Source organism: Ferroplasma sp. Type II, assembly GCF_000496155.1.
Map to the genome: position 1 here is coordinate 60,069 of NZ_KI542681.1, position 10,878 is coordinate 70,946.

Sequence of the window (10,878 nt, forward strand, 5' to 3'; positions counted from 1 at the left end):
TATGGTAGTATTATTTTGCTTCATCCCTATATTTTATGTGGAATTCAAAAGGTTCATCATAGTTATTATCCCATAACAATTTCATTATCTTTTGCTTTTCATCAGCAATTATCAAAATATCTATATCGCTTGACATATTCTGACATACTCTCCTCAGCTAAAGCATCGGAGGTTCTCACTTTTACTTCCCTTTCGCCTTCATTCCTCACGGTCTGGACGGTTTTGCAAGAACTTATTACTAAGTCTTAAGGTCTCTGCCGATTACAGTGTTGCCTTTTTAGGGGTATCAGTGCTCCCTTTGCATGCATCCCTGTCTACATACAATTGGGATACGCCTTTATCTATATCATGTCTGGTCGGAACACAGAGGCGTTCCCAACCTCCTATGGAGGATTTCATAGAAGCAATCGCCATCATGCCATTTTTCAGGACTTATCCAGTGGATTTACTTCTAATTTCATATTTCATGAAGCCATATATATATTTCGCAATTCATCTTCTCACTAAAGGTCGGAGCTTTCTTGTTCGTAAGTTAGTGATTTCCAGATAATACGGAGCCGAACAAATAGATTTCTGAATTTTGGTCTCCAATCTTTATTTGATTTACCAATTTATTAATGTAATAATCCATGTTATCGAATATTTTCTTTTTTTCCTATATAAGTCAACAAACATCTTGCATACCTTCTTTCATCTCTTTAACAACATTTATTAATTTTTGTATGTCGCTACCATCATAACTTGATTCAAGATACCTGGATGTTACATATCCATCAGTTATTATTGATAATTCTAACCCGTATTTTTTTAGATAACTTTTGATTATGGTCGTACATTCACTATTTTTCATTTCTGATAAAGTCTCCATTAGATTTTTAAGATTATGGCTATGTGGGAATTCCCTAGCGTTTTTTATTAATAATGCCCTTAAGAGTAATTCCAAGCTCTGGTGCAGGGAAAACATTGAAAGATCGTAATATTGTTTTTCGTAATTATTAACAGCATCTTCAAAAAAACGTTTTGATTTTTCAACAAACAGTTTATATTTTCCCTCAACAGTCAAACATATCACACATTTATCATAATTATAATCTATTTAAATAATGGTATTGTGTTCATAACTAATCTGGTATTATTCAATGAACAGAACATTATACTTTGTTAATATTACAAAAATTATGTTGATAATAGAATCACTGAAGGTGTACAAGCATTCCGCCGTCAACCAGAAGTTCAGCACCATTCACATAAGTGTTTTCATCAGATACAAGGAATAGTGCGGGTGTGGCTATATCTGCAGGTTCTCCTAATCTCCCCAGTGGTATTCTATTTTCCATATATTCTCTCTTTTCTTTATTAGAAAGATCCTCTGTGTTTATGTCTGTAAGTATAGTGCCCGGTTCCAGCGAGTTAACCATTATCCCATGTTCTCCAAGGATTATGGCAAGTGAATGCATCAATCCATTCATGGCAGATTTTGTCGTAGTGTAATGTGCCTGGTATTTTCCTCCAACTATTGCGCTGATTGAGCTGATGAACAAGATTTTCCCTTTAGTATGATTCTTAATCATTATTTCGGATACCTTCTGAGTTATAAAGAAATGGCTTTCCACATTGACTTTCCAGACCTTATCAAATAAATTCTGGTCTATGTTGAAAAAATCCATAAATGGGCAAATCCCGGCATTGTTAATCAGTATATCCACAGTTTTGAATTTCTCCTTAACGAAATTCATTAATCCTCCTATTTTTTCCATATCTGACTGATCTATTTTGTATCTCTCACCTCTTACCCCTTTCTTCCTGATGTAGTCTACTGTTTCATCGGCAGCGTGGTCATTGCTCCCATATGTTATCATAACGTTTGCTCCCCTGTCAGCAAGTGCCTTTGCAATGCCGTTCCCTATGCCTCTGGATCCTCCAGTAACTATAGCATTCTTGTTTTTGAAATCCATTATCATCACCTATTTTCCAAATTTTCTCATCAAAAAGTATCTATTTTTTTCTGTCCATTCATTCATAATCTTGCTGGTAGCCTTTCTCATATATTCTTCCAGGGCTGATTTTGAAAGTCCTGTTATTACTGAAAGTTCATTAAGATAATTCTGTCGTGGGATATTGAAATATCCGTTCTGATAAGCCATATAAACTGTAAATGCCTCTTGGTCTGTCAAATTGAACACACTATCTATCCGCCCTGTTTGCATATCGGTTTTCATATGAAAATAAGGTATTTCCCCCAGTTCGGAAAGGTCTGATTTAAGACTTTTTACAGTTTCCACAGGGACTATAGCCATTATATATTCGAAATTATCAGATATGAGATCGTTATGGTAGATAGCATTATTTTCGTATAGGATGGCGGATATCATATTATTATATTGTTCCCTGAAAGAAACCTCATAAAGATTCCTTCTATATATATTTGAGGATATCATCGCTACTTCATTTATTGCACGGGATCTCTTGAATAGTCCAATAAATTTTTTGAATTCTTTTTCTGATTCAGCCTTCACCTCAATGGTGCCGGATATGTAATTTTTGTCCCTGTAAACATTGCTACTAACTGTGTGTATATTGACATGGAGTTCCTCCGTTACTTCGGTCCAGCATTTCTCATGCCGCATCTGGAAATTGACTTCAACATATTCATATCCATCATCCTTTTTAAGAACCATAGATATTTATAGTCAATACTATACTTAAACATTTGGTTTATCTATTAACTTTAAAAACAAGTATAATATGACGCCATTTACATGTTTTTAAATATTGAATCGTATATATTTTTTTCCTCATCTTCCTTCTTATCTTCTCTGGCTAATTTGCCTATTTTCGCTTTGTCCAGATACCATTGGTTTATGCGCCAGGACTTTCCGTGAACTATGTTAATTTCTTCCCTGAATGTTGTAACTATACCATATTCTTCAAGGTTGTAAAAAACATCCCTCTCAGCGGCAGTAAGAACATTATCTATTATATAATCCTCATATCCGAAAAATGAAAGAATAAAGTCGCAGAGATCTTCGGAATCCTTCTCAGACATGCCCTTCTTGCCATATATATTTTCAATGGCTTTTAATAACTCATCTCTGCTCACTGTCATGCATTTACTATTAATCACTTGTTATTAAATATTATGAATTTAATTTAAATATTATAACGTTATTTTTCCATATTGTTTTATATAAATATTTCCTCTATGATCGAATTTTCATGGGCTAATACTGTTATTTTCTTTTCTAATTTTATTACCTGTCCAGGGACATATTTTTTAGCTGTATTATCATCAATATAGCCTACTCCGGAATCTATCTTCAATATCCTGCCCGGGGGAATTTCCACTTTTTCCCCTGCCCTGATATAATGTTCCTTAATAATTTTACCATTATCTTCATATAATATTTTTGAGTATCCATAGGATGTATCCTTCCTGCCATTATACATTTCCTTGATAGTTTTTAAATCCTTTTCGCTGTCAATGCCAAGCCACAGGGCATCCTCACAGTATACACCCATGCGGTTATTGTTTACAAGATAGGGGAACACACTTTTTTCAATGTCTTTTTCCATATACTTCCTGAAAAAGGCATTAAATGCAGATTTTTTTATATAGTACATTCCTGCATTTATATAATGATCCAGCTGTGGCTTTTCCCTGAAATTGTCTACCTTATCGCCTGAAAACTCAACAATTCCGTAGGGGCTCTGCATTTTCGTTACAAACATTACCATATCGTAATTTCTGGAAGTGGAGAAATCAACGAAGTTTTTGAAATTTATATCCGTTACAGTATCACCATTCCTGACTATGGCATCATCATCTATATTTTTCATAAGGTTAGAAAGGGAAAACAGAGTTCCCATGGGTTTTTCTTCCCTCAGGTAATGGATATTCATATCTCTGTAATTTTTGTAACGTTCTTCTATTACCTCACTGAGATATCCTGAAAGGATGTAAACATCCCTGATTCCTATGTTTTTAAAATCAAAAAGCTGCCGGTCCATTATTGTATAATTGTCCGTAATTTCCACCAGTGCCTTAGGAATATGGTCTGTTATTGGTTTCAAACGTTTGCCGTATCCACCTGCAAGAATTGCTCCTATCATAGCATTGTAATCAAACCCCTTTATAATTATTTTTGCAGTGGTCTATTGAAAAATAAAAAAATATCAAAGATAGGGAGGAAACGACTATTGATAATACATACCAAAAAGGTAAAGTAATCGTCATCTATTTTTATATATGGAAATCACAACATTCAACCCATTTACAGAAAAAGAACTGGGGAAATATAACATAATAGATCTGGAGGAAGTAAAGTCAACCATCAGTATGTTAAAACAAAACCAGCTAAAATGGAGGGAAAGCATAGATAATAGAATAGACGGACTTAAGGAATCAAGAAAGAATTTTGAAAAAAATGCGGAAAGCCTGGCAAATTTAATGTCATCCGAAATGGGAAAACCCATAAGCCAGAGCCTTGCAGAGGTAAAGAAAACACTCTGGCTTTTTGATTATTATATTGAAAACGGTGAGAAATTTCTGGAAAATGAATATGTGCCGACAGAGGCAAAAAAATCATACATCAGATTTGATCCCCTTGGGGTTATCATAATAATAATGCCATGGAATTTTCCATTATGGCAGGTAGCAAGAGCCGCAATACCTGCTCTTCTTGCAGGAAATTCTATACTCTTGAAACATGCTTCCATAGTAAGCGGAACATCACTGAAAATCCAGGAACTGTTCAATCTGGATACCTTTAAATCTGTGATCACAACGGGAAAAATCATCGATGAAGCCATAAAATACTCCGATGGCGTTTCTTTCACCGGATCCACTGCAGCCGGTTCCATAATAGCAGCAGAAGCCGGTAAAAACATAAAAAAATTCGTAATGGAACTGGGCGGTTCAGATCCATATATAGTCCTGGACTCATCAAATATTGATGAAGCAGTAAAAAACAGTGTTTATGCCAGACTGCAGAACAATGGACAGAGCTGTATAGCCTCAAAACGTTTTCTTGTCAGGGACGATATATACGAAGAGTTTTCCAGAAGAATGCTGGAGGAATACAGCAGGGTAAAGGTAGGCGATCAGCTGGATAAGGACACATACATAGGCCCACTGTCATCCGTTTCCCAGAAAAACATAATTGCCAGGCAACTGGAAGAATTAAAGTCCATGGGTACAATAATACCAACAGGCGAAAATTTTGGAAACATTATCAGGCCAACGCTGGTTAAAATGAACAGGGACTATGGAGAAGAGATTTTTGGTCCCGTTGCAATGTTAAGTAGGTTCAAAACCACGGATGAGGCAATAAAACTTGCAAATGATACACCATATGGCCTTGGCTGCTCAATATGGGGTGACCCTGACAATGCTGAGAAGCTTGTGCCATACATAGAATCCGGTACCGTTTCAATCAACAAGATAGTTGCATCTGATCCCAGGCTCCCCTTCGGAGGGACTAAGAAAAGCGGAATAGGTCGTGAATTGTCAAGATACGGCATACTGGAATTTACCAATATAAAGACAGTATGGGTCAATTAATTCCACTCCATTTCTTAGATTTCTATGAAAATGCAGAGTTATTTCATATCCCTATCAAAGGCCTCCAGGTCTTTTATATTGTCAATGCTTGCAGTTATAACACCTTTCTATCTTGCAAGGTTTGTTGGTGTATTTGATGTTGGAATTATAGTGCTTTTCAGCATTGCCTTTTCCACGCTGATAATTTATCTCCTTCCGGCATTAAAAGCAAAAAACGGGGTCAAGATGTACTTAATAGCCGGTACACTTGTCATAGCCCTGCTGTTGAATTTTATATTTTTGGATTTCTACGTTTTTATATTTTCTTTAATACTTGGTTCAATATCACTATCTGGCAGGGATATAAGCCCGAACCAGCCAATTGAGCAGTATGCAATGGCATATTATGAAACAGATATAAAAAGCAAGAGGAATGCATTTTCTTTGTATAATTTCTTCTCATATTCATCATCCATAGTTGCCTCAATATTCCTCTTTCTCTATGTTAATATAGATTATAGAGTTGTATTTCTCATTCTGACGCTGGTTGCCCTATCCCAGTTTATACTATATCTTTTCATTAAATTCCCACAGCACAAAAAAATGAAAGGAAAAGATCTTGACAGTGAAACTAAAAAACGGGTATTTTCACTTTCATACCTCTTTTCAATGGATGCATTGGCCGGAGGCATGGTAACCGTATCCATGATATCACTGTATTTTAAGTATGTTTATCATATCTCCTTGAGTACTGCAGGTTTGATCTTCATAATTGTGAACGTTATAACCACAATATCAATATTGATTTCTCCCATAATATCATCAAAGATAGGTCTGATACGTACTATGGTATATACCCATTCAGTAAGCAACATATTTCTCATGCTTGTTCCAATTTTCCACGCACTTATTATAAGCGAGATATTTTTATTCTTGAGACAGGCAACAAGCCAAATGGATGTGCCTGCAAGAGACACATTAATAAATACAATTATAGATGAGGATTATAGGGTTAACAGCAATTCTATTTTCTCCGTTGTAAGAAATGGATCACAAATACCGGGTCCTGGGTTGGTTGGTGCCATGATGACAATATTTCCACCTTTTATGTTTATTGCAGGAGGTGCCCTGAAACTTTCCTATGATATACTATTTTTTGTGAAATACAGGAAAATAAAAATATAGAAATTTTTTATTTTGGTGCATAAAATGCACTTTAGGGTATATTATTTTATAGTGTTCTAATTACCCACCATGGAGAAGATATCATACTTTGGAAATAGAGGGATCTCAAAAATTATGCTAACTTCTCTTTTCATAGACGAATTGAACATATTCTCAATTCCGATGCTGAGCATATTTTTGGAACATGACCTGCATTTTGGCACAGCATTTCTTGGAATTGTAACGGGAGCAACTGTTGGAGGGGCATCAATTGGTTCCTTGCTGGGAGGATATCTGGCAGATCGTTTTGGCCGAAAAAGGATGTTTATGTTAAATCTTATTCTATTCATTGTATCGGCTATCTTATCAGCACTTTCGACAAATTTAGCCATGTTAGCCTCATTCAGGTTTATTGCAGGGATACCTGCCGGTGCTGATATAGCTAATGTATATTCATATATAATGGAAACTGAGAATCCGGGCAGGCGTGAAGTTGTAGGTGCATATAATACCCTTATGGCAAGTATGGCCATACTGGGGCTAAATATATGGATTGTGTTCCTTCTTATAGCAGGATTTCCGGTGGCGGTTATCTGGAAAACGGCAATACTTATTCAGATTGTTCCTGCAGTAGTTCTCCTATCTCTGTATAGGAATATATCTGAATCAAGCCTGTGGAAAAAAAGGAGAAAAAGTACATCATATAAGGATTATTGGGGGAACATCATGCATAATGAACTCCGAAGAAGAACTTCAATATATTCCTGGTGCTGCGGAATTGCAAGTGGCATAGAAGTTGGTACCTTTGCCTTTTTCATTCCCTATATTATAATGAAATTTGGCATTTCTGGAATTATTCAGGAGCGTTTTATTATAATAGCTATATATTGCATTGGTCTTCCTGCAGGTTACATTGGACCAAAAATTATTCCAATAGTAGGATTAAGAAGAATCAGCTACTCCGGTTTCTTCCTGTCATTCCTTGGTCTTATTGTATCTGGCCTGGCCTTAATACTTCATCTCTACATTATTCTTCCAGTTTCCATGATGGTGTTTGTATGGGGAAATCACTGGAACAACCAACCTATAATAACTTCACAGGCCTTGATTGCAGATTCGGAATATCGTGGAAAGGCTGTGGGTATGTCCAATTTCATATATCAACTTCCTTCATTCCTTTCTATCACGATTTTTCCTATAATGTTCTCATTTATCGGTATAGGTTATTCCACTATCGTGATCGCTATGGCATCTCTCTTCGGAATAATAATAACGTTCACGGTATTCCGGGAAATTTTCGGATACCATGGAGACTTAATGGTGGACGGTATTGAATCAGAATCCTGATAACTTTAAATCTATTATAGCAATTATATACAGGGAAAAGCCCGAGGGCAACTGACGCCGAAAGGTGAGGAAAGTCCTCCCTCCACAGCTGGCTGCAACCGGTGAAAGCCGGTATGCCGAGAGGCATGGTTAAGAGACAAGAAATAAACGGTTCCCTGTAAAGTGTGATTCGTAAAAATGACGTTTCAGGGAGTACCGATGAGAACTCTCCCTGCAGGGAGCAAGTCTAAATTGAATCGTTGAATACAGCTGCCAGATTCAGGTAAGACGCATAGTCGAATGTTGCCAACCGAAAGGCTAACAGAAGGAGGCTTACTCCGGGCATTTCCCCTTTTTGAATATTATTAAATATGAACTTTTGATAATAACAGATGGAATGTATGGCGGCTGTAGCCCTGATACTGAATGGAAATAAATTTCTCCTGATAAAAAGGGCAGATCAGGAAGGCGATCCATGGTCAGGGCATATGGCTCTTCCCGGTGGGCACAGGGAAAATGGGGAAACATGTGAACAGGCCGCGATAAGGGAAACAATGGAAGAAACTGGGCTTTCTGTTACGGTAAATAGGCTGCTTGGACTATATCATACACTGAACGGGCATGTAAGTGTCGCTGCCTATGAATGTATATCCAGTAATACAGAAGTGCATCCGGACAATGAGATATCACAATATTTCTGGTCATCTGAAAAAGATCTGCTGCTGGATAATGAAACCTACCGGTTTGGAAATTATGTAGTTTTTGGGCTAACCTACCGTATTCTCCGTGATTATTTTTCCTAAAACCAGTAATTCTCTATTAAAGATATGTATCAGTATCAGGGTTCTTTTTCCCTTTGTCCACATACACAAAACTGGAAACATTAAACCTTTCAAATTATTTTTTTGTTTCCGCATTGCTCATTATTATATAGTTGCAATGCTGATATAAGCCAATAGAGGATACTTAAATTCCCTGCGTTCAGCACAGTTATCACAATTGAGTTTTCATGGATCTTTAGAAGCTGTTTATCCAGAAATTGTAAAAATACCGGATATATGTTGCGATAGCTTTTTATACAATTTATAGTTTTATTCTGATGGAAAATCAGGATGCAAAATCCGGGCTTGCTACACACACATTAAGTATGTGGCAGGCACTGGCACAGGGGTTAGGGACTAATGGCCCAGCTGCAGTCACGGCTTTGTTTTTTGTTGGAATTGCCGGAGCTGTTGGTGCTTCTATGACACTGGTTATAGTTCTCGCATTCATTATATATTGCGGAATGACACTTGTCACATATGAATGGTCGAAAGAGGTGGCTTCAGCCTATTCATGGGCAGCATTTCACAGGAAGGCATTTAAAAGTACAGGAAGATTCCTTTCATTTTATGGCGGCATTTCATATTATTACTACTATCTTTTAGGATATACGGGCTTCGCAATGCTTGGACTCACCGCCTTTCTTTATGCACTGGATCCGGCACTTGCAGCAGCATATCCATGGATCTGGATTCCACTCACAATAATTATAATCGGTGAGACAACAGTCTTGAATTTCTTTGGTGTAAAACTGTCATTGAAATACGTTCTCTATACCGGGCTTGCAGAATTTATATTCCTTGTTGGCACATCAATAGCCCTCATAGTCATTGCAGGCCCAAACAACTCATTTGTTCCCTTCACTGCAGCAGCGGTACATTTCAACTATACTGACATTGCAGTGGAAATGATTCTGGGAATAGCCACATTCGGAGGTCTTAATTCTATTGTTCCAGTTGCCGAGGAAACAAAAAACCCCAAAAAAAATATACCACTTGCACTGGGAATACTCGCCGGGCTCATAGGGGCTGTCATAATAATGAGTTCCTATGCCCAGTCCGTAGTATACGGAGTAAACAATATGTTTAACTATGCAAGCCTATCAGATCCGGGAATTTATGTGTACACCAGGTATCTAGGACTTGCAGTTGCTGCAATATTTGCATTGTTTATCATAAACAGCTTCAACTCTTCGGGAGTGGCATTTGAAACCAGCACAGTGAGGACTTCATATGCATATGCCAGGGATGATCTCTTGTTTCCAAAGGTTTTTGCAAAGATCAATAAACACAAGGTACCGGGAAACCTGGTCATATTTACAGGACTGCTGAGCATGACCATAGCCATAGTTTCCGGGTTCATACTGGGACCACTGACTGCCAGCCTGTTCCTTATCATCAGCAATTCAATATTCAGTTTTTCAAACTTGAGTTTCTGACTTCATTTTTGTGAAAACTAGTCTTTTACGGGTTTATACGTGAACTGTGTTAGTGTGTCTAGACACACGTACATTAATATACTTCTATTTGTTATCATATCATGCATCTGCGTGTTATCTCGGTAAAAAGGGGGGATTCGAAGTATAATTATGCTCAGATCGTGGAACGGTATAAGGAGAATGGAAAGGCCAAAAACAGGGTCATAAAACATCTTGGACCGGTAACGAATGACAATGACCTTGAAAGATACAGGAAGATGTTTGCAATGGAGAATCAGAAGGAGTCCATAGAAAAGGCAGATCTGAGGACACTGGATATCATGCCGCCAAAGGAATATGGAATGATATATGCAGCAGAAATACTGTGCCATGATCTAGGTCTGGACAGGATCTTTGACATGCTTGGAGATCAATCTGATATTATATTTTTGTCGGTGATCTCTAGGCTCATGGATCCATCATCGGATTTCGGCCTTCTGAGGTTTGTGGATAAGGCACATTATCCCATGGAAAAGGGAATCAGGAAGGACAGGATATATTCTGCACTTGATAAACTGATCTCAATGAAGGATGAGATAGAATCATCCAT

12 protein-coding genes and 1 other RNA gene are annotated in these 10,878 nt (G+C 37.3%); 7 read left to right on the forward strand and 6 right to left on the reverse strand.

What is annotated here, in order from left to right; translation table 11 throughout:
- Positions 1-10: 10 nt before the first annotated feature.
- The 6 genes from AMDU4_RS00345 to AMDU4_RS00370 all read right to left on the reverse strand — a co-directional run bounded on the left by AMDU4_RS00345 (position 11) and on the right by AMDU4_RS00370 (position 4,110).
- The gene (locus AMDU4_RS00345) at positions 11-136 is read right to left on the reverse strand and encodes a hypothetical protein (RefSeq protein ID WP_021786015.1); all 126 of its coding nucleotides are present in this window, start codon (positions 134-136) and stop codon (positions 11-13) included.
- 528 nt (positions 137-664) lie between these two features.
- Positions 665-1,063 carry a HEPN domain-containing protein gene (locus tag AMDU4_RS00350; RefSeq protein WP_290703752.1) on the reverse strand — a complete coding sequence of 133 codons (399 nt, stop codon included), beginning with the start codon at positions 1,061-1,063 and terminating at the stop codon, positions 665-667.
- A 130-nt stretch (positions 1,064-1,193) separates the two neighbouring features.
- On the reverse strand, positions 1,194-1,955 hold the full coding sequence (gene rhaD, locus AMDU4_RS00355) for an L-rhamnose 1-dehydrogenase (RefSeq protein ID WP_021786017.1): 762 nt from the start codon (positions 1,953-1,955) through the stop codon (positions 1,194-1,196).
- A 9-nt stretch (positions 1,956-1,964) separates the two neighbouring features.
- Entirely contained in the window at positions 1,965-2,678 is a 714-nt protein-coding gene (locus tag AMDU4_RS00360) for a helix-turn-helix domain-containing protein (RefSeq protein WP_021786018.1), read from the reverse strand.
- A gap of 77 nt (positions 2,679-2,755) precedes the next feature.
- Entirely contained in the window at positions 2,756-3,106 is a 351-nt protein-coding gene (locus AMDU4_RS00365; RefSeq protein ID WP_021786019.1) for a DUF6015 family protein, read from the reverse strand.
- Between the two features lie 77 nt (positions 3,107-3,183).
- Positions 3,184-4,110, reverse strand: a complete 927-nt coding sequence (locus AMDU4_RS00370) for a nucleotidyltransferase family protein (RefSeq protein WP_021786020.1) — start codon at positions 4,108-4,110, stop codon at positions 3,184-3,186.
- 136 nt (positions 4,111-4,246) lie between these two features.
- Here AMDU4_RS00370 and AMDU4_RS00375 point away from each other — a divergent pair, with 136 nt between their 5' ends.
- The 7 genes from AMDU4_RS00375 to AMDU4_RS00405 all read left to right on the forward strand — a co-directional run.
- Positions 4,247-5,560 carry an aldehyde dehydrogenase family protein gene (locus AMDU4_RS00375; protein ID WP_021786021.1) on the forward strand — a complete coding sequence of 438 codons (1,314 nt, stop codon included), beginning with the start codon at positions 4,247-4,249 and terminating at the stop codon, positions 5,558-5,560.
- A 30-nt stretch (positions 5,561-5,590) separates the two neighbouring features.
- The gene (locus tag AMDU4_RS00380; protein WP_290703755.1) at positions 5,591-6,724 is read left to right on the forward strand and encodes an MFS transporter; all 1,134 of its coding nucleotides are present in this window, start codon (positions 5,591-5,593) and stop codon (positions 6,722-6,724) included.
- Positions 6,725-6,793: 69 nt separating this feature from the next.
- Positions 6,794-8,050 carry an MFS transporter gene (locus AMDU4_RS00385; protein WP_021786023.1) on the forward strand — a complete coding sequence of 419 codons (1,257 nt, stop codon included), beginning with the start codon at positions 6,794-6,796 and terminating at the stop codon, positions 8,048-8,050.
- 35 nt (positions 8,051-8,085) lie between these two features.
- Positions 8,086-8,377, forward strand: an RNA gene (rnpB, locus tag AMDU4_RS00390) — RNase P RNA component.
- 44 nt (positions 8,378-8,421) lie between these two features.
- On the forward strand, positions 8,422-8,832 hold the full coding sequence (locus tag AMDU4_RS00395) for a CoA pyrophosphatase (RefSeq protein WP_290703758.1): 411 nt from the start codon (positions 8,422-8,424) through the stop codon (positions 8,830-8,832).
- A gap of 296 nt (positions 8,833-9,128) precedes the next feature.
- Positions 9,129-10,289, forward strand: coding sequence for an APC family permease (locus AMDU4_RS00400; RefSeq protein ID WP_021786025.1), 1,161 nt, complete (start codon positions 9,129-9,131; stop codon positions 10,287-10,289).
- A gap of 101 nt (positions 10,290-10,390) precedes the next feature.
- A partial coding sequence (locus AMDU4_RS00405) for a hypothetical protein (RefSeq protein WP_021786026.1) occupies positions 10,391-10,878 on the forward strand: 488 nt, incomplete at its 3' end.

Bases quoted from the DNA above. Each gene is read 5' to 3' on its own strand.
- AMDU4_RS00370 (WP_021786020.1), bottom strand. From the start codon at position 4,110: ATGATAGGAGCAATTCTTGCAGGTGGATACGGCAAACGTTTGAAACCA.
- AMDU4_RS00365 (WP_021786019.1), bottom strand. From the start codon at position 3,106: ATGACAGTGAGCAGAGATGAGTTATTAAAAGCCATTGAAAATATATAT.
- AMDU4_RS00375 (WP_021786021.1), top strand. From the start codon at position 4,247: ATGGAAATCACAACATTCAACCCATTTACAGAAAAAGAACTGGGGAAA.
- AMDU4_RS00345 (WP_021786015.1), bottom strand. From the start codon at position 136: ATGTCAAGCGATATAGATATTTTGATAATTGCTGATGAAAAGCAAAAG.
- AMDU4_RS00395 (WP_290703758.1), top strand. From the start codon at position 8,422: ATGGAATGTATGGCGGCTGTAGCCCTGATACTGAATGGAAATAAATTT.
- AMDU4_RS00360 (WP_021786018.1), bottom strand. From the start codon at position 2,678: ATGGTTCTTAAAAAGGATGATGGATATGAATATGTTGAAGTCAATTTC.
- rhaD (WP_021786017.1), bottom strand. From the start codon at position 1,955: ATGGATTTCAAAAACAAGAATGCTATAGTTACTGGAGGATCCAGAGGC.
- AMDU4_RS00400 (WP_021786025.1), top strand. From the start codon at position 9,129: ATGGAAAATCAGGATGCAAAATCCGGGCTTGCTACACACACATTAAGT.
- AMDU4_RS00385 (WP_021786023.1), top strand. From the start codon at position 6,794: ATGGAGAAGATATCATACTTTGGAAATAGAGGGATCTCAAAAATTATG.
- AMDU4_RS00380 (WP_290703755.1), top strand. From the start codon at position 5,591: ATGCAGAGTTATTTCATATCCCTATCAAAGGCCTCCAGGTCTTTTATA.